This window comes from Herbaspirillum sp. 3R11, assembly GCF_004563925.1.
Taxonomy (GTDB): domain Bacteria; phylum Pseudomonadota; class Gammaproteobacteria; order Burkholderiales; family Burkholderiaceae_D; genus Herbaspirillum.
The window spans coordinates 677,649-702,968 of the sequence record NZ_SPNJ01000001.1 but is presented as its reverse complement, the minus strand read 5'-3'; the positions used below and the strand labels follow the sequence as shown (position 1 = coordinate 702,968).

Here is a 25,320-nt window from a genome sequence, read left to right as displayed (position 1 = left end):
TGCCGCGAGGGCTTACTTGATCTCGAACACCTGCCGCAGATACTTCACGTAGGCTTCGTCGTCGCACATGTTCTTGGCTGGCGTATCGGACAGTTTCGCCACCGGCTGGCCATTGCAGCGCACCATCTTCATGACCACCTGCAAGGGTGTATAGCCGAGGTCGTTGGTCAGGTTGGTGCCGACGCCGAACGCCACTTTGGCGCGATCCTTGAACCGCAGGTACAGCGACACCACCTTGTCGAAATCGAGGCCGTCGGAGAACACCAGCACCTTGCTCTTGGAGTCGACGCGATTGTTGTCGTAATGCTTGAGCAGGCGTTCGCCCCACTCGAACGGGTCGCCGGAATCGTGGCGCGCACCGTCGAACAGCTTGCAGAAGTACATGTCGAAATCGCGCAGGAAGGCGTCCATGCCGTACACGTCCGACAAGGCAATGCCGAGGTCGCCGCGGTATTCGCGCGCCCACATTTCAAAACCGTAAATCTGCGAATCGCGCAGGCGCGGACCGAGGGCCTGGCAGGCTTGCAGGTATTCATGCGCCATCGTGCCCAGCGGCGTGAGATCGTGCTGCATCGCGAACTGGACGTTGGAGGTGCCGGCGAAATGGCTGCCCATGTGGTCCTTCATCGCCAGGATCACTTCGGCGTGCCAGCTGCGCGAGAAGCGGCGGCGTGTGCCGTAGTCAGCGATCTTGCAACCGTCAAGCGCCGGATTGTCGGTCAGCAGCGCAATCTTGTCGCGCAGGCGCGCGCGCCCGGTTTCGTAATCAGGTGTGCGCTGGGTGGCGCGGAAATATACTTCGTTGACGATCGCCAGCACCGGCACCTCGAACAGGATGGTGTGCAGCCATGGGCCCTTGACCTGGATCTCGATCTCGCCGTTGCCGGCCGGCGACGGCGTGACGCTGATGTACTTTTCGTTGAGATGGAACAGGTCGAGGAAGTCGACGAAATCGCTCTTGATGAAGCGGAAACTGCGCAGGTAGGCCAGCTCAGATTCGCGGAACCGCAGGCGGCACAGCGCCGCGATCTCTGCCTTGATTTCGTCGATGTACGGCGTCAGGTCGACATTGTCGTTGCGGCATTTGAAACGGTACTCAACCTGCGCCCCCGGGAAGTGGTGCAGCACCACCTGCATCATGGTGAATTTGTAGAGGTCGGTGTCGAGCAAGGAAGAAATGATCATGGCGCCTGACGATTCGAAAGGATCGTGTGCTGGAGAGGACAAGGGGCACTATCTTACCTTGGATGGAGAAGATCGTGCCCCGCTTGCGTGGAGGGTTAATCGACGCGACAAATCACTCGTACGCCGCGCAAGGATTTGCGCGCCGTCCGCATGTCGTCAGCGCATCGCCGAAGCCGGCCGGCGCCCCTTGATGTAATTGTCGTCAGGCATGTAGCGCGCGCCGTCGAGGTAATGCCATTCAGTCATGTTGCTACGACCGTCCTTGCACACCAGCGTCGCCACGAAGGCGCCCATGCTGGACTGCTGATCGTGGGCGCGGAAGGTGATCGGACCGACCGGCGTCTCCACACCGAGACCGCGCATGGCCGTCACCAGTTTTTCAGAATCGACCGAACCGGCCTTCTTGATCCCGGCGGCGATCGACATCACGGTGCTGTAGCCGAATACCGCCTGCAACAGCGGCCTATCATTGAAGCGCTTCAGGTAGGCCTCGCGAAAGCGCTGATGCTCGGGCGTGGCGAGTTGCTCCGACGGATAACCCAGCACCACCCAGTTTTTGGTGCCTTCATACTGCGCCAGCACATCGCCCAGCGCAGGGCCGGCCGACATCGAGAAAACCGTACTGGCGGCGAACAGACCCTGACGGCCGCCTTCTTCCGCGAATTGCTGCAGATCGCTGCCGAAGGCGGCGTTGAAGATCGCATCGGGACGCGCCTGGCGCAAGGCCTTGACGACCACGTCGGCGCGCATCTTGCCCAGCGCCGGCCATTGTTCGGCGACGAATTCGATGTCCGGACGGCGCTCCTTCAGCAATAGCTTGAAGTTGGCGACCGCACTTTGTCCGTATTCGTAATTGGGCGCGACGATGGCCCAGCGCCGTCCCGGCACCTTGGCTGCCGCTTCCGCCAGCATGGCGGCCTGTGTATAGGTCGACGGCCGCAGGCGGAAGGTGTAGCGATTGCCCTTGTCGAGCGTGATGGCGTCCGACAAGGCATCGCCGACGACAAACAGCTTCTTCTCGGATGCAGCTGTCCTGGCCACTGCCAGCGCCACGTTCGACAGCATCGAGCCTGTCAGCACATCAACGCGATCGGTCCTGATCAGCGCCTCGGCATGCCGTACTGCTTCATCGGGACTACCGCTGTCGTCGCGTGAAATCAGCTCGAGGTTGCGGCCCAGCAAGCCGCCGGCGGCATTGATCTCGGCCACGGCCAGATCGGCGCCGTTGCGGTAGGACTGGCTGGACTGCGCCACGCCGGTATAGCTGTTGATTTCGCCGATACGGATATTCTCGGCCTGCGCGGCGACCGCCAATGCCAGGCCCAGGGCCGCTGTCAGCCCGGCCAGTGCATGCTTCATGAAACCCGTCTTTGCTTGTTCGTCGTTCACTTTTGATCTTGTCCTTGGACGAATGAATATTTCATATTTACTTATACGTAATTTGTATAAGCCTCATTTGTGAGAAAAGTTGAATTGCCTTAAAATACAAGGCTTTCCAGCCGGTTGTATAGGGATTGTCGCGCGAGCGGCCGATTTGCTTCAAATCTGCCTGCAGTTGCGCAGCAATCAGGGAACAACCAGGAAACAATCGGGGGGGCCGGCGGCAATCGCGATATAGCTGCATGAGCCTCGATTGAACCGCGCCATATTGCCACTAATTCCGGCTGAGTTTGCCCAGGTTTTAAAGAAATTTTACAGATAGGACTGTTATGACCCACGTTGTGACCGACTCCTGCATCCGCTGCCGTTATACGGACTGCGTCGATGTATGCCCGGTTGATTGCTTCCGCGAAGGCCCGAATTTCCTCACTATCGATCCCGACGAGTGCATCGATTGCGCCGTGTGCGTGGCGGAATGCCCGGTCAATGCGATCTACGCGGAAGAAGACGTCCCGGCCGATCAGCAGGAATTCATCAAGCTCAATGAACAACTGGCGCGCTTCTGGCCTTCGATCACCAAAACCAAGGCGCCGCTGGCCGAAGCCGAGGAATGGAAAGACGCCAAGAACAAGCTGGAGTTCCTGCAGCGCTGAGCCTTACCGCAGCACAGTGCAGCACAGCGCCGCAACGGAGCGGCGCCGGCACACGGCCGGCACGCTCCTTCAACAGACAGCCTTCACTTCTAGCCATACAGCCAAGATCGGGAATGCACGCGCAAGCCGCTACGCAAACCTGCCTTGGCCGATAGCCAATTGAGTCTGGAAACACCCTCAACTGAAACGGAAATTGGATTTTTTTATGGACAACTTCAAGATTGCCGCAGCTGACGCCGGCAAGACAACGCCGATCGAAACCGATGCCGTCATCGTCGGCGCCGGCCCGGTCGGCCTGTTCCAGGTATTCGAACTCGGCCTGCTGGAAATCAAGGCGCACGTCATCGACTCGCTCGCCAATGTCGGCGGTCAATGCGTCGAGCTGTATCCGGACAAGCCGATCTACGACATCCCCGCCGTGCCTGTCTGCACCGGCCAGGAACTGACCGACAACCTGTTGAAGCAGATCGAGCCGTTCGATCCGACCTTCCATCTGGGTCAGGAAGTCACCGTCGTGCAAAAGCGCGAAGACGGCCGCTTTGACCTGGAAACCTCGGCAGGCACCAAGTTCATCACCAAGACCATCTTCATCGCCGCCGGCGTCGGTTCGTTCCAGCCGCGCACGCTGAAGGTCGACGGCATCGAAGCCTTCGACGGTTCACAACTGTTCTACCGCGTCAAGAATCCGGCCCAGTTTGAAGGCAAGAACATCGTCATCTGCGGCGGCGGCGACTCCGCGCTGGACTGGGCGCTGAACTTCGTCGGCAAGGCCGAATCGGTCGTGCTGCTGCACCGTCGCGACGAATTCCGTGCAGCGCCGGCATCGGTGGCCAAGATGAAGGAACTGTGCGAACAGTACGAAATGCAACTCATCGTCGGCCAGGCTACCGGCTTTGAAGCCAAGGATGGCAAGTTGTCCGAAATCAAGGTCACCGGCGCCGACGGCGTCACCCGCCGCCTGCCGCTGGACATGCTGCTGGTGTTCTTCGGTTTGTCGCCAAAACTGGGCCCGATTGCCGAATGGGGCCTGGACATCGAGCGCAAGCAACTCAAAGTGGTCGATACCGAGAAGTTCGAAACCAATGTGCCGGGCATCTTCGCGGTCGGCGACATCAACACCTATCCGGGCAAGAAGAAACTGATCCTGTCGGGCTTCCACGAAGCCGCGCTGGCCGCTTTCGGCGCTGCGCCGTACATCTTCCCGGACAAGAAGATCCACATGCAGTACACGACGACATCGCCGAAACTGCACAAGATCCTCGGCGTGGAAACTCCGGTCTTCGATTAAAATCCGATCACCGTGCGCCACAAAAAAAGCCCCTTCCATCCGGACAGGGGCTTTTTTCTTTGTGCATCGGCTTGCATATTGATTCAAGATCAACATTCGGGCGCCGATAATGTCGCTATAAATCGTTGAATAAAAAGGCATAATTTGTTCAACAACCTGAAAATAGTTTGTCGACATTTGGTGTTTTTATCATGCCCCGGCGCAGCACGGCGAACACTGAACCGTGTTAAAATATTGCATTGCAACATAGCAAGAAAATAGAGCTATAACAGAGCAATACTTGTAGTCTCGACAGCACACAATGCCGTTATGGACTAATCAGCCAGCTTCATGCGTACTATGTGTAAAGGTCAGCCATGCTTTATCAACTTCACGAATTAAACCGTGCCTTTCTCACCCCCTTGATGCAATGGGCGGAGACCTCGGCAAAACTCTTTTCCGATCCTGTTTCGCCGCTGGCCCACACGCCATTCGCACAACGTATCGCCGCCGGTTACGAACTGCTGTACCGCCTCGGCAAAGACTACGAAAAACCCGAATTCCAGATCGAATCGACCGAAATCAATGGCAAGACCATCGGGATCGTTGAGAAAGTTGCAGAAACCAAGCCTTTCTGTCGCCTGATTCATTTCAGCAAGGACCTGGACAGCAAGCAGTACGCCGCGCTCAAGCAGCCCACCGTGCTGCTGGTGGCGCCGCTGTCGGGCCATCACTCCACACTGCTGCGCGACACCGTGCGCGGCCTGCTGCCGAACCACGACGTGTTCGTCACCGACTGGACCGATGCGCGCATGGTGCCGCTCGACAAAGGCGCGTTCCACCTGCATGACTACGTCTATTACATCCAGGACTTCATCCGCACCCTTGGTCCGGATGTGCACGTGATCTCCGTGTGCCAGCCGACCGTACCGGTGCTGGCCGCGATCGCCCTCATGGCAAGCGCCAACGATCCCAAGCTGCCCAAGAGCATGACCATGATGGGCGGCCCTATCGACGCGCGCAAATCGCCGACCGCAGTCAACGACCTGGCCACTGAAAAGCCGTTCAGCTGGTTCGAAAATACCGTGATCTACAGCGTGCCGGCCAACTTCCCCGGCTTCGGCCGCAAGGTTTACCCGGGCTTCCTGCAGCACGCCGGTTTCGTCGCCATGAACCCGCGCCGCCACGCGCAGAGCCACTGGGACTTCTACATGCACCTGCGCGACGGCGACGACGAGTCGGCCGAAAGCCATCGCAAGTTCTACGATGAGTACAACGCCGTGCTCGACATGCCGGCCGAGTTCTACCTGGAAACCATCAAGATCGTTTTCCAGGACTTCGACCTGCCGCAAGGTACGTGGAAGATTGACGGCAAGCTGGTGCGTCCTCAGGACATCAAGTCGGTGGCGCTGTTCACCATCGAAGGCGAACTGGACGACATCTCCGGCTCCGGCCAGACCCAGGCGGCGCAAGACCTGTGCTCGTCGATTCCGAAGTCGCGCAAGCAGCACTTCACCGCGCCCAAGTGCGGCCACTACGGCATCTTCTCGGGCCGCCGCTGGCGCGAAGTGATCTGTCCGAAAATCGGCGAATTCATCAAAACGAATTCCTGAGCGGTCTGCAATCTCCCGTCCGCAAGCCTTTGCCCGTAACAAGGCGAAGGCTTTTTTATTGCCTGCGCTCCTTAGTTCCCCCGCAGCGCCGGTTTCCGGGATAATACGGCTTCACGCCCGTTCAGCCATTCAGCCAATTTCTGCCAGCCATCCAACGTGTCTTCTTCCGCAGTCCTCACCCTCGCCGATCAGATCGAAAACCTGCTGCCGCAAACCCAGTGCGGCAAGTGCGGCTATCCCGCCTGCCGGCCGTATGCGGAAGCAATTGCCAACGATGCCGCCGGCTACAACCAATGTCCGCCCGGCGGCGCCGAGGGCGTGGCGCGTCTGGCGCAATTGCTGGCCAGACCGCTACTGCCGCTCAACCCGGTCCACGGCCTGGAGCGTCCGCGCACGCGCGCCGTCATCGACGAAGCCGCCTGCATCGGCTGCACGCTCTGCATCCAGGCCTGCCCGGTCGACGCCATCGTCGGCGCCGCCAAACAGATGCATACCGTGCTGCCCGACCTGTGCACCGGCTGCGACCTGTGCGTGGCGCCCTGCCCGGTCGACTGCATCGCCATGGTCGAGGTCACGCCGGGCCTGACCGGCTGGCAGGCATGGTCGCAGGAACAGGCCGACGACGCTCGCGCACGGCACGATTTCCGCAGCTTCCGCCTGCGTCGCGAGAAGCAGGAAAACGATGACCGCCTGGCCGCCAAAGCCGCCGCCAAGTTGAAAGAGGTCGAAGCCGTCGACGCATTGACGCCGACTGAAAAGGCCGAGCAAGACCGCAAGAAGGCCATCATTCAGGCCGCCATCGAACGCGCGCGCCTGAAAAAAGAACAAGCCGCCGCCAACGATCCACCAACCGCCAAGCCCATCCGCCAGCCATGAACAGCGAAAAGCGCCGTGAAATATTCAGCCGCCTGCGGCAAGCCAATCCGACTCCGACCACCGAGCTGGAATACACCACGCCGTTCGAGCTGCTGATCGCCGTGTTGCTGTCGGCGCAAGCCACCGACGTCTCGGTCAACAAGGCCACGCGGAAGCTGTACCCGGTCGCCAATACGCCGGCCAAGATCTACAAACTGGGCGTGGACGAGCTGATTCCCTACATCCAGACCATCGGCCTGTTCCGTACCAAGGCCAAGAATGTCATCGAGACTTGCCGCCTCCTGCTGGAGCAGCACGGCGGCGAGGTGCCGCAAACGCGTGAAGAACTGGAAGCCCTGCCGGGCGTGGGGCGCAAGACCGCCAACGTGGTGATGAATACCGCCTTCGGTCATCCGACCATCGCCGTGGATACGCACATTTTCCGCGTGTCCAACCGCACCGGCATTGCGCCGGGCAAGGACGTCGACGAGGTCGAACGCAAGCTGATGAAATTCGTCGCGCCGGAATTCCTGCAGGACGCCCATCACTGGTTGATCCTGCACGGCCGCTACACCTGCATCGCGCGCAAACCGCAATGCTGGAACTGCCTCATCGCCGATCTCTGCGAATTCAAGAAAAAGACGCCGCTGCCGGAAAAAGGCGTGTAACTGCCCGGGCAGCTCAGTTGGCGCTACCGCTGATAATCTTCTTTACCACCCAGCTCTGATTTTCCACTTCGTAGATCGTGAAGGCTGGATTGTTGAGGTCGCCATCCTGATTGAAGGAGATCGTGCCTGTCATGCCGTTGAATCGGATTTCATGCAGCGCCTCGGCGATCTTCTTCGGCTCCGCTGAATTGGCCTGACGCATCGCCGCAATCAACACTTGCGTGGCGTCGTACGCGAACGGCGCAAAGAGCTCGATGTTGCTGTCGAATTTCTGCATGTAGTTCTTTTCGAAATTCTTCCAGCCCGGCATCTTGCCCATCGGCAGTCCAGGCTCCAGCACGACGCTGCCGTTACCGTCGGCGCCCGCTGCGCGCAGGAACGGCAAACCCACGGTGCCGCTGGAACCGATAAAGCGGACCCCGGGACTGCGCCGTTTCAGGCTGCGCGCCAGCGTCGAGGCCTGCAGCTCGAGGCCGCCAAACATCACCGCATCGGGACGCAGCCTGGCGGCGTCGGTCAGCACTGCATTGAAATCCGAAGTCTTGTCGCTGACGCTGTGGGAGCCGACGATCTGTGCGCCCTGCTCCTTGGCCGAGCGGCTGAATTGTTCGACAAAGCCGCGTCCGAATGCGGTGCCGTCATCCACCACGAGGATGCGTCTGGCCTGCAATATCTTGACCGCGTAGTCTGCCGTGTGGCTGCCGGCGCTGCCGTTGTTGCCGATGGTGCGGAAGGCGGCGCGGTTGCCTTGCTGGGTGTACAGGGTGCTCATGCTGGCCGGCGAGATCTGGATCACGCCGCCGGCATTGTAAAGCGGCGCGGCAGCCAGGCTGGCGGCGCTGTTCCAATGGCCGATGACGCCCACTACGCCGCTGCGCACCAGATAGCGGGCGATCAATTCGGCGGTGCGCGGATTACTGCGGTCGTCCTGGATCAGCAATTTCAATTGGACCGGCCGGCCCTGGATTTGCAGGCCGCGCTTGTTGGCTTCATCGACCGCCAGTTGCGCGGCGTTGGCCATGCTTTTGCCGACGGCGGAGGAAGTGCCGCTCAACGGACCCGCATAGCCGATCAGCACGGTCCGGTTACCGTCGTCTTCCGTGCTTGCCTTCGTGACCGCAGGGACCGAGGCGATCGAGGCGTATGAGGAAATCGAAAACAAGGAGAGCAACAGCAGCGACGACGACAATAGCGCCGGCAACAGGAACGCGAGCTGCACCCTGCAGAGCCTGAGTTTCATGAATGGTGTCCCCTCATTTCGCGAGATGTGACGATGTTTTTGCTCGTCTTGTAGGGACATATTACCGCAGGACAATTTCGTGCGTATGACTGGTTTTGCCTACGCCGGCCGAGTTGGCCGACACGGCGTACAATACGGCTTTTACGCGTTTCGCCAGCCGCCGCAATGTTCAACCCGTCCCAGCATGATGTCCGCCGCTTCTTTTGCGAAGCGTTCCGCAAGTATCGCGCCAACGAAATCCTGACTCCCCTCGAAGCCATCGCCCGCGACTGGATCATCGAGCATCCCGAGTACGATGACGCGCTGAAAGACGTCGAGCAGGCGCTGGCAGCCGATTATTCGGTCGAGCAAGGCCACAACCCGTTCCTGCATTTGTCAATGCATCTGTCGATCAGCGAGCAGATTTCCATTGACCAGCCGCCCGGCATCCGCAAGGCCTTCGAAGCACTGGCGCAACGCAAGGGTTCGGCGCACGATGCGCATCACGAAATCATGGAATGTCTGGGCGAGATGATCTGGAATTCCCAGCGCAGCGGCCTGCCGCCCGACGGCGCGGCCTATATCGAAAGCATCAAGCGGCGCTGATCCGGCGCTTCCGATGCAGCGCCCATGAAAAAAGCCACGGCATGCCGTGGCTTTTTACGTTGAGGCCAGGCCTCGACTGCCGGTTTTACTTCTCCAGCACCAGCGAACCCGGCAACTTGTGCAGGTAAGCGGCGATATCCTGGATATCCTTGTCGGTCAGCACCTTGGCCTGGCCGGCCATGATGGCGTTGGTGCGGCCGTTCATGCCGTCGTTGCCGCGGCGATACGACACCAGCGCATGCTGCAGGTAGTCCTGATGCTGGCCGGCCAGCTTCGGATACGAAGGATCGATCGGGGAATTGAAGTCTTTGCCGTGGCAGGAAGCGCAGTTGTACTTTTCAACCAGCAGCTTGCCCGATTCGGCGTTACCTGCCGCAGCGGCTTGCAGGGAAACAACGGAGGCAGCGGCGAACACTGCCCAGGTCAGGATCTTTTTCATCTCGTGCTTCCCTTATTTTTGCTGTGAGTAGTAAGCAGCCAGTTCAGCGATGTCCTTGTCGGACAGGCTACCGGCGATGCCCTGCATGGACGGATGCTTACGCTCGCCTTTTTGATAGGCCTTCAGCGCGTTCTCGATATATTTTTCAGACTGGCCGCCCAGCATGGGGACCTGGTAGACCTCGGGGAAAGTTGCCTTGTAGCCTGGAATCCCGTGACAGCCGATGCACATCGACACATTGACCTTGCCGGTGTTACCTGCAAGATCGACGGCCGAGGCCGCGCTGGCAACACCCGCGAGAGCGAGCAGTACGAAGAGTTTTTTCATATTGGCAGGGGTAAATAAAATCAACTAAAGCGAAACACATGACTGTTCGAAGCTGGTTTCACAGGTTTGGCTATACATTATTGGCTCAACCAATTTGGCTTATTGGATTACTTGAGCATTCTCGCCCGTCCCCTGCGACGCCAAAAAACCGGTTGATTTTACCCCAACAACGCCGTGAGTCAATCTGTCACAGCGCTCCAAATTACAACATCGCCCCTCTGCGCCCACCCCATATTGCGGTACTTCAGCGCTCTTCTTCGGTCTCCGATTCGCTCGGAACGGGCCTTACGGCCGCACTGGCGGCCTTTTCAGGGAATAAAAACGTCCACGGCGAAGCCGCAAAACGTCGCAGCACAGCACGAAAAACCACGCGCCGGATGCGCGCCGGGATTTCCCGCGCGCGCAAGGCCAGCGCCATCGCACACAAGAACGCGATGCCGACGTTGAGCGCACCGATCACTACGATGCCGCTGACCGCCAGCCAGAATGCCGGCGTCGACACAATACCCCAGCCAAGGCTGGCCCCGGCGGCCACCAGCGTGCCGGTCGCCAGCGTGACGTGGCGCACGTCCAGCGGCAGTCCGAAGAACTCGGCCACCACCGGCCCCATGCCGAGCAGCACGCCCAGCGAGACATTACCGACGATGGTGGCGACGTGGCGTTCCAGCCAGATGGCCCAGCGCGCCGCGCGTGCAGCGCCCAGCGCATGCACCAGCCGGCGCTGATGCGCCAGTGCTTCGCGCAGGCGGCGCAAGGCGAACCAGTTGTCGGCAAATCCCGCCGCCAGGCTCGACAGCCACAGCAAGATGCCGGTCAAGGCTGCGTACAAGGGCGCCGGTCCGACCAGCGACAGGCTGTGCAAGGCCGCGCGGGCTTTTTCCGGCGTCATCAGCGTGGTCCCGGAGGCCAGCAGGAAGCCGGCCGTGATCAGCAGCATGGTCGGGATCACCGCAATCAGGTTGCCGAAAATCGCCGCCGCCTGTGAACGCAGCAGCATGGCGGTCTCACCGATCAGTGCCCGCAGGCCGTCAACGGTGTCCAGCTCGCCCATCTTGGCCGCCAGCGCAGGCGCAGTCACGGCCGGCTGCTTGGTCGCCAGTACGCCGCCCAGGGCGGCAATCACCAGGAAGCTGAAGGCGTAATTGATTGATGCGAACACTCCTTCGAAGAAATGCGCCAGTCCCAGCCTGGCCAGCGCGATCTTGCCCAGCACCGTGAACGCCGTCACCAGACCGCCGATACAGGCCGCCTTGAGCATCGCGCGGTAACCGGCACTGTCGCGCGCGATGTAGTGTTCGCCATGATCGGCGCTGCGCTCGACCATCTTGCGCGCCAGCAGCGCGAAGCTGCGCCGCACCAGGCTGCGCACCGACGAACGGCTGTGATGGGCGGCGATCAGGTCGGCCAGCAGCAATTGCACGCGACCGGCTCCGCGCCCCGTCTTGGGCTCCCGCCAGGTAGCCGAGCGCACATCAATCAGACGCCCCATGCGCGTGAGCTGCGCGCGCATGCGCTCGATGCGGTAGACCAGGCTGACCGAGACGCCGTATTCATCCAGATGCGCATAGATGCGATCGGTCTGCGCCTGGCACACCGCGATCAGCATGCGCGCGCTGCGCAAGGGGCCTTCGTCGTGCGGGCTGGCGCGCAGGTAGGCTTCCATCTCACGGCGCAAGGCCATGAACGGCGTGGCCTGCAGCGGGATCTTGGGGTCCAGCCGCTGGCGGAACGCCGGGCTGATGCCGTCCGCCACCACCACCGTGGTGAGATAAGTCAGCGCCTCTTCGATCTGCTGCCAGTAAGTGTGCGAGATGCCGTCGTCGGCTGCCAGTTTCCATAGCCGCTCCTGCAACTCCTGATCCAGTTCGAGCAGCCATTCGGCGTCGTCCGGGTCGGGGAACATGGCGGCGAACAAGGTCGGCAGCTCGCTCGGCGACAAATGCCGCGGCAACACCATCTTGAAGGCGCGTTCGGTCAGTTCGGTGAAAAAGGCCGGTTCATGCGGCAAGCCGGTGACTGAAAACAACTCCGGCCCGCTGGCCTCGCGCAGCGTCTTTTGCAGGCAGCCCTGCACCTGGCGGCGGATGTCGCGATGCACATCGAGCCAGTCCAGCATCGCGCGCACGCGCTGATGCTTGACCCGGCGCCAGCCTTCGGCGTCGAGCAGGGAAACCTTGGGCTGATGGCGCACCCATTCGGCGACGTCGATCATCCAGTTGGCGCGGTCGTGCCAGGCGGAATCGGGATCGGCGCGGCGCATCAGCACTTCCAGCTGCGGCCCATGTTCGCCGTGGTGTTCGTAACGCGCTTGCAAACCGTGGCGGAAACGCCGCCAGATCACGCGCATCTTGAGAAAAAGAAACTTCATGCCTCACTCTGTTTTTATGGGGAAAAAGACATGCCGCAGCGGCAACGCCGCGGCAAATTCCACTGACCTAGGTATTTGGGGACGAAAAGCCGGTTTTCAAGCAACGGCGAACCGTCTGCGACGGTCGGCGTGCGGGAAGCCTCAATCTTTTTACCTTATACTCGGATTTATTTTCGTCCTGATGACACCCCCGCCATGCGACAAGAAACACGCTTCGAAGGTTCCTCCAGTTACGTTGCCACCGACGACCTGAAACTCGCAGTGAACGCCGCCCTGACCCTGCAACGTCCCTTGCTGATCAAAGGCGAGCCCGGCACCGGCAAGACCATGCTGGCCGAAGAAGTCGCGGCGGCGCTCAACCGGCCATTGCTGCAATGGCACATCAAATCCACCACCAAGGCGCAACAAGGCCTGTATGAGTACGACGCGGTCTCACGGCTGCGTGATTCGCAACTCGGCGATGAACGCGTCAAGGACATCCACAACTACATCCTCAAGGGCGTGCTGTGGCAGGCCTTCACTGCCGACGAGCCCCAGGTGCTGCTGATCGATGAAATCGACAAGGCCGACATCGAGTTCCCCAACGACTTGCTGCGCGAGATCGACCGCATGGAATTCTATGTGTATGAAACGCGCGAGATGGTGCGCGCCAAGCATCGCCCGCTGGTGATCATCACGTCGAACAACGAGAAGGAATTGCCGGACGCCTTTTTGCGCCGCTGCTTCTTCCACTACATCAAGTTCCCCGACAAGGACACCATGCAGCAGATCGTCGACGTGCATTTCCCGCACCTCAAGCGCGATCTGCTGGCACAGGCGCTGCAGACGTTCTATGAAGTGCGCGACATTCCCGGCCTGAAGAAGAAGCCGTCGACCTCGGAACTGATCGACTGGCTCAAGCTGCTGCTGGCCGAAGACATCCCGGCCGAAACGCTGCACAGCAAGGACGGCAAGGCCGCCATCCCGCCGCTGCACGGCGCGCTGCTCAAGAATGAACAGGACGTGCATTTGTTCGAACGCCTGGTGTTCATGTCGCGCAACAATCGATAGCCCGATCAACCTCGCCTGCCCACGCAAGGAGTCCGCCATGCAATTCCTGCACCCGATCACGCTCAAAGGCCACTACGCCACGCTCGAGCCGCTGTCGCTCGACCACCACGATGCGCTGATCGCGGCGGCCTCCGACGGCAAGCTGTGGAAGCTCTGGTACACATCGATCCCCAAACCGGAAAACATGCGCGCCGAAATCGAACGGCGCCTGCGGCTGCAAGAGCAAGGCTCGATGCTGCCCTTCGTCACACGCCGTCATGACACCGGCGCGCTGTGCGGTATGACGACTTACATGAACGTCGACGCCGTCCATCGCCGCGTCGAAATCGGCTCGACCTGGACCGCCGCCAGCGCCCAGCGCACCGGCATCAACACCGAGTGCAAGCTGATGCTGCTGACGCATGCCTTCGAAACGCTGCACTGCATCGCCGTCGAATTCCGCACCCACTGGATGAACCAGCAATCGCGTGCAGCCATCTTGCGCCTGGGCGCAAAGCAGGACGGCATCCTGCGCAATCATCAACGTGCGCCCGACGGTTCGCTGCGCGATACGGTGGTGTTTTCCATCATCGAATCCGAATGGCCGGCAGTCAAACGTCATCTGCAATTCAAGCTCGGACACTGATTCAGATTCAATTATTTTTCTATGCTGATCGACTTCTTTTTCACGCTTAAGGACGCACGCATCCCGGTCTCCATCAAGGAGTTCCTGATCCTGCTTGAAGCCATGCAAAAGAACGTGATCTCGCCGAACATCGACGACTTCTACTATCTCTCGCGCATCACGCTGGTCAAGGACGAGGCCAACTACGACAAGTTCGACAAGGCCTTCGGCAGCTACTTCAAAGGCATAGAAACGATCTTTGAAAAGAATCCCGAAATCCCGCTCGACTGGCTGATGAAGCGCATGCAGCGTGAACTCACGCCGGAGCAGAAAGCGGCGCTGGAGAAGTTCGGCTACGACAAGTTGATGGACCGCCTCAAGGAACTGCTCAAGGAACAGCACGATCGCCATGAAGGCGGCAACAAATGGATAGGCACCGGCGGCAGTTCGCCCTTCGGCAACAGCGGCTACAACCCGGAAGGCATCCGCATCGGCGGCGAGAGCAAGAACCGCAGCGCGGTCAAGGTGTGGGACGAACGGACTTACAAGGATTACGACAGCGAGCGCGAACTCGGTACGCGCAACATCAAGGTGGCGCTGCGTCGCCTGCGCAAGTTTGCCCGCGACGGCGCCGAGGAAGAACTGGCGCTCGACGACACCATCCGCGCCACCGCCAACAACGCCGGCTATCTCGACATCAGGATGCAACCGGAGCGGCGCAACAACATCAAGGTAATGATGCTGTTCGACGTCGGCGGTTCGATGGACGATCACATCGCCCGCACCGAAGAATTGTTTTCCGCCGCCAAGACGGAATTCAAGAACATGGAGTTCTTCTACTTCCACAACTGCGTCTACGACTACGTCTGGAAAAACAATCGCCGCCGCCATGCCGAGCGCTTCCCGACCTGGGATCTGCTGCACAAGTACTCGCCGGACACCAAGCTGCTCTTTGTCGGCGACGCCACCATGAGTCCTTACGAAATCGTCCAGCCGGGCGGCTCGGTGGAATACAACAACCCGGAAGCCGGCGCGGTCTGGCTGCAGCGCTTCACCAGCACCTTCGCCAACTTCGCCTGGCTCAATCCGGAGCCGGAAGGCCTGTGGCAATACCGGCAATCGATCTCCATCATCCAGCAACTGATGAGCCAGCGCATGTTTCCGCTGACCATCGACGGCCTGGAACGGGCCATGCGCCTGCTCAGTAAATAAACTGCCTCAGGCTGCAACGGGTGTATAACCGGCTTCCTTGATCGCCTCTTCAAACTCGGCGGCAGCGACGCTGCTGTCGATGCTGACGCGCTTCTCGGCGACCTGGACGTCGACTTTGGCGCTGGCGTCGACTTCCTTGACGGCACGTGTAATGGCGCTCGCGCAGTGGTTGCAGGTCATGTCCTGGACATTGAATGTCAACATGGTGTTGCTCCTTTCGTGATGGAAAGATGCCAGCTTAAACCTTCCCATAAGGTGAAGGTCAAGCACCGCATTGCGTGATATTTCGCGAATCGTGTCAGAATAGGCCTTGACCTTACCATGATGGGAAGGATCATGCTGACCCCGTGATCAATCCCTTAATGAGCCAAACATGAACTCCGCCACACTCTCCCCCAAACTGCAGGAACTGACGCTCGCCGTCGAAGGCATGACCTGCGCCTCCTGCGTCGGTCGCGTCGAAAAAGCCTTGCGCGCAATTCCCGCCGTCCATGACGTCAGCGTCAACCTGGCCACCGAGCGCGCGACCATCCAGGCCGAAGCAGGCGTGCACGCCGATCAGCTGATCGCCGCCATCCATAAAGCCGGCTACGACGTCAAGCAACAAGAAGTCACGCTCGACATCGACGGCATGACGTGCGCCTCCTGCGTCGGACGCGTTGAAAAAGCACTCTACAAAGTAAGCGGCGTCAGCGCCGTCTCGGTCAATCTCGCCACCGAAAAAGCCACGTTGACGACCACCAGCGACGTCACGGCCGACACGCTGATCGCCGCCATCGACCGCGCCGGCTACTCCGCCAGCCTGCCCGCCGCAATACAAGCAACCGCGCAAAAATCCGCCGCGCCCTCATGGTGGCCGGTTGCAGTCGGCGCCCTGTTCACCGCACCGCTGATCCTGCCCATGCTGCTGATGCCCTTCGGCATCGAATGGCAATTGCCCGGCATCTGGCAATTGCTGCTGGCCACGCCGGTGCAGTTCTGGCTCGGTGCCCGCTTCTATCGCGCCGGCTGGCGCGCCGTGAAGGCCTACACCGGCAACATGGACCTGCTGGTGGCGCTCGGCACCAGCGCCGCTTACGGATTGTCGCTGTATCAGTTGTTCAATCAATGGCAAGGCGAATATGCTGGCCATGCCGGACACGGCGCGGCGCATTTTTATTTCGAAGCTTCGGCTGCGGTCATTACCCTGGTGTTGCTCGGCAAATGGCTGGAAACCCGCGCCAAGCGCCAGACCGCCGACGCCATCCGCGCGCTCAATGCGTTGCGTCCGGACAAGGCGACGGTGCGGCGCGACGGCGTTGACAGTGAAGTCGCCCTGTCCGCCATCCGGCTCGGCGATCTGATCGTGGTGCGTCCCGGCGAACGCGTTGCAGTCGACGGCGTGGTGCGCGAAGGCGCCAGCCATCTGGACGAATCCATGCTCACCGGCGAAAGCCTGCCGATGGAAAAACACAGCGGCGACCACGTCACCGGCGGCGCCATCAACGGCGACGGCTTGCTGCTGATCGAGACCACCGCCGTCGGCGCAGAAACCGTACTGGCCCGCATCATCCGCATGGTGGAACATGCCCAGGCCGCGAAGGCGCCGATCCAGCGCCTGGTCGATCAGGTCAGCGCCGTATTCGTCCCGGTGGTGCTGGTGCTGGCCTTGCTGACGCTGCTGGGCTGGGGCCTGATCGCCGGCGACTGGGAACAGGCGCTGCTCAATGCCGTCGCCGTGCTGGTGATTGCCTGCCCCTGCGCGCTCGGCCTCGCCACACCGACCGCCATCATGGCCGGCACCGGTGTCGCGGCGCGTTACGGCATCCTGATCAAGGATGCGGAAGCGCTGGAAATCGCCCATCGCATCGGCGTGGTCGCCTTCGACAAGACCGGTACCCTGACCGAAGGAAAACCGGTGCTGGCGGCCATGCATGCGATCGACCACGATGACGACAAGCTGCTCGCTCTCGCCGCCGCATTGCAACGTAACAGCGAACATCCGCTGGCACATGCCGTGATGGCTGTCGCAGCACACAAACAAATTGCTCCGGCTGCGGCCGACGACAGCAAAGCGGTCCCCGGTCGCGGCACGCAGGCACTGATCGGCAATCGCCTGACCTACCTCGGTAGCGCGCGCTGGATGCAAGAGCTCGGCGCGGCTCCCGATCAACACACGGAGCTGGCCGGCATGGCAACAACACTGGAGCAGCAAGGCCGCACGATTTCCTGGTTGGCGCAAAGCGAAGCCGACGGTAGCAACATCGCCCTGCTCGGCCTGCTGGCGTTCGGCGACACGGTCAAGGCCAGCGCGCAGCAAGCCGTGACCAGCCTGCACGCGCTCGGCGTGCGCACCGTCATGCTCAGCGGTGACAACCATGGCGCCGCCGCGCACGTGGCGCAACAGCTGGGACTCGACGATTTCCGCGCCAACATCCTGCCGGCCGACAAGGCCCAGGCGATCGGCGAATTGCGCAAGGACGGCGCGCTGGTCGCCATGGTCGGCGACGGCATCAACGATGCACCCGCGCTGGCCGCGGCCGATGTCGGCATCGCCATGTCGACCGGCACCGACGTCGCCATGCAGGCGGCCGGGATCACGCTCATGCGCGGCGATCCCTCGCTGGTGGCGGATGCCATCGACATCTCCCGCCGCACCTATGGCAAGATCCGCCAGAACCTGTTCTGGGCATTCATCTACAACATCGTCGGCATTCCGCTGGCAGCCTTCGGATTATTGAATCCGATGATCGCCGGCGCCGCGATGGCGATTTCGAGCGTGAGCGTGGTCAGCAATGCACTACTGCTCAAGCGCTGGAAACCAAAGCAATCTCAAGGGGAGCAATCATGAACATGAGCACAGGCACAAGCATGAACATCGGTGAAGCAGCACAGGCTTCCGGCGTATCCGCCAAGATGATCCGCCACTACGAAGACATTGGCCTGGTGCCCAAAGTGGCCCGCACTGACGCCGGCTATCGCCTCTACGGCGAGCGCGACGTGCACCTGCTGCGCTTCATCCGGCAAGGCCGCGTGCTCGGTTTTTCGATGAAGCAGATCGGCGACCTGATGGGCTTGTGGCTGGACCAGTCGCGCCCGAGCCGCAAGGTCAAGCAACTGGCGAATGATCACATCGCCGAACTCGATATCAAGATACGTGAACTGCAGGCGATGAAATCAACCTTGCAGCAACTCGCTCACGATTGCCATGGCGACAGCCGGCCCGATTGTCCGATCCTCGATGCGCTGGGTGCCGGGCATCCGGCGGCGACACATTGAACAGCGAATCAGGCCTATGTTAAATACGCTTCCCGAGACCATCCGCTGGGCCATCATCGGCTGCGGCGCCGTCACCGAACGCAAGAGCGGTCCGGCCTATCAGCAGACGCCCGGCTTCGCGCTGCACGCCGTGATGCGCCGCGACGCCGCCAAGGCGGCCGACTACGCGCGCCGGCACGGCGTGCCGCGGCACTACGACGATGCCGATGCGCTGATTGCCGATCCGGACATCGACGCCATCTACATCGCGACGCCGCCCGACACGCACCTGTTCTACGCCTTGAAAGTGGCGGCGGCGAACAAACCTTGCTGCATTGAAAAGCCGATGGCGCCCACGTTCGCCGAATGCGAAACCATCTGCGCGGCATTTGAAAACCGCGGCCGGCCCTTGTTCGTCGCCTATTACCGGCGTTCGCTGCCGCGTTTCGCGCAGGTCAAACGCTGGCTCGACGAAGGCCGCATCGGCGCACCGCGCAACGTCAGCTGGCAATTCAGCCGCACGCCCTCGCCGCTCGACCTGAGCCGCGCTTACAACTGGCGCACGGATGCGACGATTGCAGCGGGCGGATACTTTGACGATCTTGCCAGCCACGGCGTCGACCTGTTTGCACATTTGCTGGGCGAGGTGGTGCAGGCGTCCGGATACAGCGCCAATCAGCAGGGATTGTATTCAGCGGCCGATACGGTCAGCGGCGCCTGGTTGCACGCCTCCGGCGTCACCGGCAGCGGCAACTGGAACTTCGGCAGCTTCGAACGCTGCGACAAGGTGGAAATCACCGGCAGCCTTGGCAAGATTGCCTTTTCGGTGTTTGAAGAGGCTCCGCTGCAGCTGACTACCGCTGCCGGCGTCGAAGAGGCTGTCATCGCCAATCCCGACAATATCCAGCTGCACCACGTGCGCAACATGCACGCGCATCTGCGCGGCAGTGCGGCTCACCCGTCGACAGGACGCACCGCGGCGCGTACCAGCTGGGCGTTGGATCGCATACTGGGAAAAAATTCTTAGAAGGGTTCGACCTTTTTGACGTCGATGGTGGCGTCCTTGCCGAAATGCTTGTCGACCTTGCCGTAGATACGCACCTGAGTGGTTTCACTGATCGGCGTGGTCGGGAAATGCTTGTCGTCGATTTCGATCTCGATCTTGCCGCTGCCGTCCTGGAAGGTGTAGTGCTCGTCACGCAACTTGGCGATGATGACGCCGACCAGCACCACATGCGTGTCGTCGGCCGACTTGGCGGCGCTGGCCACGGTCTGTATTGACGGTTTGTGCGATGGGCCGGTGTATTGCGCGAAGGCCGTGGTAGTCAGGGTGGCGCCGGCGAAAACGACGGCAAACGCGAGCAGGCGGGCGGAGGATTTTTTCATGGCTGTTCCTGAATTTTCTGAGGGCGAACCGTTTAGAAAAGCCCACGGCCGGTTGGTTCCTGCAGCGCAAGACCAAGCGCCCGCCGCAAATCAATTTCCCGGAACGGACTGGCGTCTGCGGACGCGGTAATTCCTCAATCCGACGCGTTCACCGTCCGCTTCTATCAATCCGGCATCGATCAGACATTGCAAGCGCATGTTCCAGAACACGTCGCCCAGACAGTGCGGCGGACACGCCTTCGCCATGGTCTCACCTACCAGACGCGCGGCCAGTTGCCATTGCGTCGGACAGCATGCCAACATGAAATCGTCATGCACGTGCATTTCCCGGCACTGCAAATGTCCGGCGTCATCCAGCTCCCGCAACATCTCCGGGCGCGCAGCCATCGCGACAAATTCCTGCGCCCATTGCAGGCGCTGCGCCGGTGATATCTGGGCAGCGCCTGCACAAAGTTGTTCCAGCTTCGCGTGGGTCGGAAGAACGTATCCCTCCTCCGGTATATCGATCGCAAACAAGGCATGCCCGGTCTGCGCGAGCCAATGGCAAGCCATCCTCACAAACACGTAGTCGGCCGCATTGGCGGCGTGCCACATATAAACCCGGCCGGCGGGTGCCTGAAGAAGCCGGGACTGCAATTCACGCCAAGGAGAAAAACCCGCAGTAGCCCGCTCCTCCGGATCATCCTCTTCGTACCCGCGCAGCATGTCCCGCCAGAAGGCCTCTCTTTTGCTTTCGTCATCAAGCGGGCCGAGACTGTAGTCGTCCATTGCAAAAAATGCCTGGGCGGGTGGAAGAGCGGCGTGTATCGGGTCGTCGCCGGCGGCGAAACTGAACAGGTGGAAGTCGGTCACGAGTACCTCTCGGTTGGGGATATCAAGAAAATGAACCTGTGACGCTCATGCGCCGCCAGGGAGTTTCTTTGAAAATATCCACCCAACAGAGTTCGTCGTAAGAATGGGAGAAACAACGTAAAAAACCGGCTAGTGACAACCGCTGCCGTGACTGCCAAGATTGACCGGTTTGCTGTCATCGCTCATGTTGGCCAGCCCTTGCAGGATGCCGCAATCGCGGGTCGCCTGGGCCGTGTCGCATTGCGCGCGCAGGCTCTTCAATTGCACCTGCAGCTTCTTCAGCTCGGCGATGCGCTGGGCCACGTGGCCGATGTGCTTGTCGAGCAAGGCGTTGACCTCACCGCAATTTTCCTCGGGCGCATCGCGGAATTGCAACAGGCTGCGCACCTCGTCAAGCGTCATGTCGAGCGAACGGCAATGGCGGATGAATTGCAACCGCTCGACATGCCTGTCGCCGTACAGGCGGTAATTGCCCTGTGACCGCGTGGGCGCGGGCAACAAGGCTTCGCGCTCGTAGTAGCGGATGGTTTCAACCGGGCAATCGGTGCGCGCCGCCAGTTCGCCTATCTTCAGTGCATCCATGCTTTCTCCAGAACAACCAGCCTGCAAGCAAGGTTATAAAAGGCTTGACCTTGTAGCTGGTTCAGGGTTTTTAATATACAGCAAGCCCCCATATCTCGCTTGTCAGGAGCACGCATGTCGAATTGCTGTAACCACGATCACGACCACAATCATGGCAAGAAAGCCGGCCATGTCCACGAGCACGCCCATGAGCATGCGCACGATCACGCACAATCGTCGGTCGACAACGCCAAACCGGCCGGCCTCGCCGACGCCGAAGAGGCTGTGTTCTTCATCCAGAAGATGGATTGCCCCACCGAAGAAAAGCTGATCCGCGAACGCCTCGCCAACATGGACGGCATCGCCGCCATGCAGTTCAACCTGATCCAGCGCGAACTGACCGTGCAGCATCGCCTGCCGTCGGTCGATCCCATCGTCAAGACGCTGGCCGCACTCGACATGCTGCCCAAGGTCAAGAGCGACACGCTCGATGCCGAGGCCCACATGAACGACGATGACGACCACAGCGCGTCCTATGCCATTCCCGCGCGCAAATGGCTGATGGTCGGCGTTGCCGGCGTGGCGGCGCTGGCTGCCGAAGTCGTGGCTTGGCGCAGTGGCGATGACGGCTCGCTGACGGTGATTGCGCTGGCGCTGTTCGCCATTGCGGTGGGCGGTCTCGATACGCTCAAAAAGGGCTGGATCGCGCTGCGCCACTTGTCGCTGAACATGAACTTCCTGATGTCGCTGGCCGTGATCGGCGCCGCCATCATCGGCCAATGGCCGGAGGCTGCCGTCGTCATCGTGCTGTTCACGCTGGCCGAGATGATCGAGTCGTTGTCGCTGGACCGCGCCCGCAACGCCATCGCCGGACTGATGGCAATGTCGCCCGACAAAGCCACCGTGCTGCAGGACGGCGCCTGGATCGAGGTCGCTGCAAAACAGGTGGTGCTGAACACGGAAGTCCGCGTCAAGCCGGGCGAGCGCATTCCGCTCGACGGCGTGGTCACGCAAGGACAGCCGGCGATCAACCAGGCGCCGATCACCGGCGAAAGCATGCCGGTCGCCAAGCAACGCAACGATCAGGTCTTTGCCGGCACCATCAACGGCAACAGCGCCTTCGACTTTCGCGTCACCGCAGTGCAAAGCGAATCGACGCTGTCGCGCATCGTCAAAAGCGTGCAGCAGGCGCAAGGCCAGCGCGCACCGACACAGCGTTTCGTCGATCAGTTCGCGCGCTATTACATCCCGGCGGTAGTTGCGGTGGCGGCGCTGATCGCCATCGTGCCGCCGCTCTTGCTGGGTGCAGCTTTTTATCCGTGGCTGTACAAGGCGCTGGTGCTGCTGGTGATCGCCTGCCCTTGCGCACTGGTGATTTCCACGCCGGTGACCATCGTCAGCGGACTCGCTGCGGCGGCCCGCCACGGCATCCTGATCAAGGGCGGCGTGTATCTGGAACAAGGACGCCTGATCAAGGCGCTCGCGCTCGACAAGACCGGCACCATCACACACGGCAAGCCGGTCGTCACCGACGTGCAGTTGCTGTCGGACGGCGACCAGGCCCTGTTATTGCAACAGGCTGCCAGCCTGGCGCTGCGCTCCGATCATCCGGTCTCAGCGGCAATTGCGGCGCACTGGACAGCGCAACAACAAGGACGTGCGGACGAGGTCGCAGAATTCGAAGCGTTGAGCGGACGCGGCGTCAAGGGACGCATCGGCGACAGCGAATTCCATCTCGGCAATCACCGCCTGGTGCATGAAATGGGCATGTGCAGCCCGGAGCTGGAAGCACGTCTGCAGCTATTGGAAAAGCAGGGCAAAACGACCACCATCCTGTGCCGTGACGGCCGCGTGGAATTGCTGCTGGCTGTCGCCGACACGGTGCGCGACAGCAGCCGCGACGCCATCGCACAATTGAAGCAGCTCGGCGTCAGCGTCACCATGCTGACCGGCGACAACGCGCACACCGCGCGCGCCATCGCCGACATCGTGCAGCTCGACGATGCGCGCGGCGACCAGCTTCCCGAAGATAAGTTGACGGCGATCGGTGAGCTGATAGCGCGGCACGGCTACGTCGGCATGGTCGGCGACGGCATCAACGATGCGCCGGCGCTGGCGCGTGCGCAGATCGGTTTCGCCATGGGCGCGGCCGGCACCGACACCGCACTGGAAACCGCCGACGTCGCGCTGATGGACGACGACCTGCGCAAGATTCCCGACTTCATCCGCCTGAGCAAAAAGACCCACAGCGTGCTGATGCAAAACATCACGATTGCACTCGGCATCAAGGCGGTATTCCTCGCGCTCGCGCTGGCCGGTGAAAGCTCGCTGTGGATGGCGGTATTCGCCGACATGGGTGCGAGCCTGATCGTGGTGTTCAACGGCCTGCGATTGGTGCGCTCGCTGTAGAAATCCTCACCACACCGGCTGCGCCGACCCGAGCGGCGCAGCCGGCCTGTCCCAGGCCATCGCTGTTCCACCCACTGTCACTGCACCGCGCACACGTTGCGCCGGCCCCCAGAAAGTCTGTTCAATCGCCGGCGCCAGATCGCCGGCGTTTTCTGCGGCAAGCGCCGCATCGACCTGATTGCCCGACCCCGTCACCAGCAGCTGCGCCATGCGCGCCAGCGACATGCGCACCTCGCTGCCCTTGCCGCTCGTCAAACGCTGCGTCAATCCACGGATCGCCGCCGTCGCCATCAGGTAACCGGTGGCGTGATCCAGCGCCTGCACCGGCAGCGGCGTCGGCTTGTCGCGGCCGAGGCGGCGCATGCCGGCTTCGGCGATGCCGCTGCTCATCTGCACCAGGCTGTCGAAACCGCGCCGCGTTTTCCACGGACCGCTCCAGCCGTAGGCGTCGAGGCTGACGTCCACCAGCGCCGGATTGATGCGGCGGCGATTGGCGGCGTCAAAGCCCATGCCGGCCAGCGCGTCAGAACGATAGCCATGCACCAGCACGTCGGCCTGCGCCAGCAATTGCGTGAAGATTTCCTTCCCTTGCGACGTGCGCAGATCGAGCCGCGCGCAGCGTTTGCCCGGCACCAGATCTGGCACCACGCCCGGCTCGTCCCAGCTTGGCGGATCGAGGCGCAGCACGTCGGCGCCGAAGCCGGCCATGAAGCGCGTCGCGGTCGGCCCCGCCAATACACGCGTCAGATCAAGCACGCGGATGCCCTGCAAGGGGCGTTGCGGATCGATCGGCCAGCCGGGCTTCGCGCTCGCGGGCGCATCGTTGATGTGCAGCAGCGGTTCGGCATTGACGGCAGCGCCTTGCGGATGAACGCGCCACTCCTCCATAGTGCGCATTTTGGCGGCGCACCCGCCTTGCGCGACGACGGCGGCTTCCAGCTCCTCGGCCTTCCATTGCGCCACGGCATGGGCGACGGCGGTCCGGTCAACCGGCGCCTTCAACACCGCCAGTGCTGCTGCACGATGATGCGGCGCGTTGGTGTGCAGACGTATCCAGCCGTCGGCCGTCTGATAGTCGCCGGCGACCGCATCCCACAAAGGCGGCGCTTCCCAACCTTGCGGCCGCAGCGAGGTGCCGAACCAGAACGACGCCAGCCGGCGGTCCGCCGCCACTTCCTGTTCAGCGCCACCGGCAGCTTGCACCAGTTCCGCAACCGCCAGCCCGGCGGCCCCGATGGCGCCCGCCGCCAGATCGGTCACTGCGAAGACCGACGGCAGGCTGCCCTCGCCGCTCAGCCGGACTTGTTCAAGGAAAGCGGACTCGCCCTGTGCGGCCAGCCAGATTTCGCGCAGGAAAGCCTGCGTGCTTTGGTGTGATTGAGCAGACATCATGACCTTTCATCGGAAGATTCGTGAAGATGACTGAAGC

Annotated in this window: 24 protein-coding genes; 13 read left to right on the top strand and 11 right to left on the bottom strand. The window is 61.4% G+C overall.

The features are described 5' to 3' along the window. Positions 1–12: 12 nt before the first annotated feature. Both pncB and E4P32_RS03285 read right to left on the bottom strand, forming a co-directional pair. Entirely contained in the window at positions 13–1,185 is a 1,173-nt protein-coding gene (gene pncB / locus E4P32_RS03290) for a nicotinate phosphoribosyltransferase (protein ID WP_116433280.1), read from the bottom strand. A gap of 156 nt (positions 1,186–1,341) precedes the next feature. Continuing rightward, positions 1,342–2,544, bottom strand: a complete 1,203-nt coding sequence (locus E4P32_RS03285; RefSeq protein ID WP_199525580.1) for an ABC transporter substrate-binding protein — start codon at positions 2,542–2,544, stop codon at positions 1,342–1,344. Positions 2,545–2,894: 350 nt separating this feature from the next. Here E4P32_RS03285 and fdxA point away from each other — a divergent pair, with 350 nt between their 5' ends. From fdxA to nth, 5 genes are all read left to right on the top strand, one after another. Next, entirely contained in the window at positions 2,895–3,218 is a 324-nt protein-coding gene (fdxA, locus tag E4P32_RS03280) for a ferredoxin FdxA (RefSeq protein WP_116433282.1), read from the top strand. 205 nt (positions 3,219–3,423) lie between these two features. Next, on the top strand, positions 3,424–4,506 hold the full coding sequence (locus tag E4P32_RS03275; RefSeq protein WP_116433283.1) for an NAD(P)/FAD-dependent oxidoreductase: 1,083 nt from the start codon (positions 3,424–3,426) through the stop codon (positions 4,504–4,506). 356 nt (positions 4,507–4,862) lie between these two features. After that, entirely contained in the window at positions 4,863–6,098 is a 1,236-nt protein-coding gene (gene phaZ, locus E4P32_RS03270; protein ID WP_116433284.1) for a polyhydroxyalkanoate depolymerase, read from the top strand. Positions 6,099–6,254: 156 nt separating this feature from the next. Continuing rightward, positions 6,255–6,974, top strand: coding sequence for an electron transport complex subunit RsxB (gene rsxB / locus E4P32_RS03265; protein ID WP_116433285.1), 720 nt, complete (start codon positions 6,255–6,257; stop codon positions 6,972–6,974). Next, positions 6,971–7,621: an endonuclease III gene (gene nth, locus E4P32_RS03260; RefSeq protein WP_116433286.1), complete on the top strand. Its 651-nt coding sequence runs from the start codon at positions 6,971–6,973 to the stop codon at positions 7,619–7,621. Before rsxB ends, nth begins: the two co-directional genes overlap by 4 nt. Positions 7,622–7,634: 13 nt before the next feature. Here the strand turns inward: nth and E4P32_RS03255 are convergent, their stop codons facing one another. Next, positions 7,635–8,861 (bottom strand): branched-chain amino acid ABC transporter substrate-binding protein, encoded by a 1,227-nt coding sequence (locus E4P32_RS03255; RefSeq protein WP_116433287.1) that lies wholly within the window; start codon positions 8,859–8,861, stop codon positions 7,635–7,637. 165 nt (positions 8,862–9,026) lie between these two features. Between E4P32_RS03255 and E4P32_RS03250 the strand changes: the two genes are divergently transcribed. Further along, positions 9,027–9,446 carry a DUF1841 family protein gene (locus E4P32_RS03250; protein ID WP_053198562.1) on the top strand — a complete coding sequence of 140 codons (420 nt, stop codon included), beginning with the start codon at positions 9,027–9,029 and terminating at the stop codon, positions 9,444–9,446. Positions 9,447–9,531: 85 nt separating this feature from the next. On the opposite strand, the gene E4P32_RS03245 is transcribed toward E4P32_RS03250, so the two are convergent. The 3 genes from E4P32_RS03245 to E4P32_RS03235 form a co-directional block, all read right to left on the bottom strand. Further along, entirely contained in the window at positions 9,532–9,885 is a 354-nt protein-coding gene (locus tag E4P32_RS03245; protein WP_053198564.1) for a cytochrome c, read from the bottom strand. A 12-nt stretch (positions 9,886–9,897) separates the two neighbouring features. Then, positions 9,898–10,212: a cytochrome c gene (locus tag E4P32_RS03240; RefSeq protein ID WP_053198566.1), complete on the bottom strand. Its 315-nt coding sequence runs from the start codon at positions 10,210–10,212 to the stop codon at positions 9,898–9,900. Positions 10,213–10,456: 244 nt separating this feature from the next. After that, complete coding sequence (locus E4P32_RS03235) at positions 10,457–12,580, bottom strand: site-specific recombinase (protein ID WP_116433288.1); 2,124 nt, start codon at positions 12,578–12,580, stop codon at positions 10,457–10,459. Positions 12,581–12,775: 195 nt separating this feature from the next. Between E4P32_RS03235 and E4P32_RS03230 the strand changes: the two genes are divergently transcribed. Genes E4P32_RS03230 through E4P32_RS03220 form a run of 3 tightly spaced genes read left to right on the top strand, consistent with a single transcriptional unit; the run spans position 12,776 to position 15,446 of the window. Beyond that, positions 12,776–13,630, top strand: coding sequence for a MoxR family ATPase (locus E4P32_RS03230; RefSeq protein WP_116433289.1), 855 nt, complete (start codon positions 12,776–12,778; stop codon positions 13,628–13,630). A 37-nt stretch (positions 13,631–13,667) separates the two neighbouring features. Then, positions 13,668–14,255 carry a GNAT family protein gene (locus E4P32_RS03225; RefSeq protein ID WP_116433290.1) on the top strand — a complete coding sequence of 196 codons (588 nt, stop codon included), beginning with the start codon at positions 13,668–13,670 and terminating at the stop codon, positions 14,253–14,255. A gap of 21 nt (positions 14,256–14,276) precedes the next feature. Then, entirely contained in the window at positions 14,277–15,446 is a 1,170-nt protein-coding gene (locus E4P32_RS03220) for a VWA domain-containing protein (protein WP_116433291.1), read from the top strand. A 6-nt stretch (positions 15,447–15,452) separates the two neighbouring features. Here E4P32_RS03220 and E4P32_RS03215 read toward each other — a convergent pair whose 3' ends face one another. Beyond that, a complete protein-coding gene (locus tag E4P32_RS03215; protein ID WP_116433292.1) occupies positions 15,453–15,650 on the bottom strand; it encodes a heavy-metal-associated domain-containing protein in 198 nt (65 codons plus the stop codon). Between the two features lie 169 nt (positions 15,651–15,819). Here E4P32_RS03215 and E4P32_RS03210 point away from each other — a divergent pair, with 169 nt between their 5' ends. Genes E4P32_RS03210 through E4P32_RS03200 form a run of 3 tightly spaced genes read left to right on the top strand, consistent with a single transcriptional unit; the run spans position 15,820 to position 19,710 of the window. Beyond that, complete coding sequence (locus E4P32_RS03210) at positions 15,820–18,276, top strand: heavy metal translocating P-type ATPase (RefSeq protein ID WP_116433293.1); 2,457 nt, start codon at positions 15,820–15,822, stop codon at positions 18,274–18,276. Between the two features lie 20 nt (positions 18,277–18,296). Beyond that, positions 18,297–18,704: a Cu(I)-responsive transcriptional regulator gene (cueR, locus tag E4P32_RS03205; protein WP_116433918.1), complete on the top strand. Its 408-nt coding sequence runs from the start codon at positions 18,297–18,299 to the stop codon at positions 18,702–18,704. Between the two features lie 16 nt (positions 18,705–18,720). Next, entirely contained in the window at positions 18,721–19,710 is a 990-nt protein-coding gene (locus E4P32_RS03200; RefSeq protein WP_116433294.1) for a Gfo/Idh/MocA family oxidoreductase, read from the top strand. Here the strand turns inward: E4P32_RS03200 and E4P32_RS03195 are convergent. The 3 genes from E4P32_RS03195 to cadR form a co-directional block, all read right to left on the bottom strand. Then, on the bottom strand, positions 19,707–20,069 hold the full coding sequence (locus E4P32_RS03195) for a NirD/YgiW/YdeI family stress tolerance protein (protein WP_233526571.1): 363 nt from the start codon (positions 20,067–20,069) through the stop codon (positions 19,707–19,709). The genes E4P32_RS03200 and E4P32_RS03195 overlap by 4 nt on opposite strands. A 90-nt stretch (positions 20,070–20,159) precedes the next feature. Further along, positions 20,160–20,921, bottom strand: a complete 762-nt coding sequence (locus E4P32_RS03190; RefSeq protein ID WP_116433295.1) for a DUF3658 domain-containing protein — start codon at positions 20,919–20,921, stop codon at positions 20,160–20,162. A 129-nt stretch (positions 20,922–21,050) separates the two neighbouring features. Further along, a complete protein-coding gene (cadR, locus tag E4P32_RS03185; protein WP_116433296.1) occupies positions 21,051–21,503 on the bottom strand; it encodes a Cd(II)/Pb(II)-responsive transcriptional regulator in 453 nt (150 codons plus the stop codon). A 114-nt stretch (positions 21,504–21,617) separates the two neighbouring features. Between cadR and E4P32_RS03180 the strand changes: the two genes are divergently transcribed. Beyond that, positions 21,618–23,891 carry a heavy metal translocating P-type ATPase gene (locus tag E4P32_RS03180; protein WP_116433297.1) on the top strand — a complete coding sequence of 758 codons (2,274 nt, stop codon included), beginning with the start codon at positions 21,618–21,620 and terminating at the stop codon, positions 23,889–23,891. A 6-nt stretch (positions 23,892–23,897) separates the two neighbouring features. Here E4P32_RS03180 and E4P32_RS03175 read toward each other — a convergent pair whose 3' ends face one another. Further along, positions 23,898–25,280: a CoA transferase gene (locus tag E4P32_RS03175; RefSeq protein ID WP_116433920.1), complete on the bottom strand. Its 1,383-nt coding sequence runs from the start codon at positions 25,278–25,280 to the stop codon at positions 23,898–23,900. Between the last annotated feature and the right edge of the window lie 40 nt (positions 25,281–25,320).

Coding starts and splice junctions, on each gene's coding strand:
- pncB (WP_116433280.1), bottom strand. CDS start 1,185: ATGATCATTTCTTCCTTGCTCGACACCGACCTCTACAAATTCACCATG.
- E4P32_RS03285 (WP_199525580.1), bottom strand. CDS start 2,544: ATGAAGCATGCACTGGCCGGGCTGACAGCGGCCCTGGGCCTGGCATTG.
- fdxA (WP_116433282.1), top strand. CDS start 2,895: ATGACCCACGTTGTGACCGACTCCTGCATCCGCTGCCGTTATACGGAC.
- E4P32_RS03275 (WP_116433283.1), top strand. CDS start 3,424: ATGGACAACTTCAAGATTGCCGCAGCTGACGCCGGCAAGACAACGCCG.
- phaZ (WP_116433284.1), top strand. CDS start 4,863: ATGCTTTATCAACTTCACGAATTAAACCGTGCCTTTCTCACCCCCTTG.
- nth (WP_116433286.1), top strand. CDS start 6,971: ATGAACAGCGAAAAGCGCCGTGAAATATTCAGCCGCCTGCGGCAAGCC.
- E4P32_RS03255 (WP_116433287.1), bottom strand. CDS start 8,861: ATGAAACTCAGGCTCTGCAGGGTGCAGCTCGCGTTCCTGTTGCCGGCG.
- E4P32_RS03250 (WP_053198562.1), top strand. CDS start 9,027: ATGTTCAACCCGTCCCAGCATGATGTCCGCCGCTTCTTTTGCGAAGCG.
- E4P32_RS03245 (WP_053198564.1), bottom strand. CDS start 9,885: ATGAAAAAGATCCTGACCTGGGCAGTGTTCGCCGCTGCCTCCGTTGTT.
- E4P32_RS03240 (WP_053198566.1), bottom strand. CDS start 10,212: ATGAAAAAACTCTTCGTACTGCTCGCTCTCGCGGGTGTTGCCAGCGCG.
- E4P32_RS03235 (WP_116433288.1), bottom strand. CDS start 12,580: ATGAAGTTTCTTTTTCTCAAGATGCGCGTGATCTGGCGGCGTTTCCGC.
- E4P32_RS03230 (WP_116433289.1), top strand. CDS start 12,776: ATGCGACAAGAAACACGCTTCGAAGGTTCCTCCAGTTACGTTGCCACC.
- E4P32_RS03225 (WP_116433290.1), top strand. CDS start 13,668: ATGCAATTCCTGCACCCGATCACGCTCAAAGGCCACTACGCCACGCTC.
- E4P32_RS03220 (WP_116433291.1), top strand. CDS start 14,277: ATGCTGATCGACTTCTTTTTCACGCTTAAGGACGCACGCATCCCGGTC.
- E4P32_RS03215 (WP_116433292.1), bottom strand. CDS start 15,650: ATGTTGACATTCAATGTCCAGGACATGACCTGCAACCACTGCGCGAGC.
- E4P32_RS03210 (WP_116433293.1), top strand. CDS start 15,820: ATGAACTCCGCCACACTCTCCCCCAAACTGCAGGAACTGACGCTCGCC.
- cueR (WP_116433918.1), top strand. CDS start 18,297: ATGAACATCGGTGAAGCAGCACAGGCTTCCGGCGTATCCGCCAAGATG.
- E4P32_RS03200 (WP_116433294.1), top strand. CDS start 18,721: ATGTTAAATACGCTTCCCGAGACCATCCGCTGGGCCATCATCGGCTGC.
- E4P32_RS03195 (WP_233526571.1), bottom strand. CDS start 20,069: ATGAAAAAATCCTCCGCCCGCCTGCTCGCGTTTGCCGTCGTTTTCGCC.
- cadR (WP_116433296.1), bottom strand. CDS start 21,503: ATGGATGCACTGAAGATAGGCGAACTGGCGGCGCGCACCGATTGCCCG.
- E4P32_RS03180 (WP_116433297.1), top strand. CDS start 21,618: ATGTCGAATTGCTGTAACCACGATCACGACCACAATCATGGCAAGAAA.
- E4P32_RS03175 (WP_116433920.1), bottom strand. CDS start 25,280: ATGTCTGCTCAATCACACCAAAGCACGCAGGCTTTCCTGCGCGAAATC.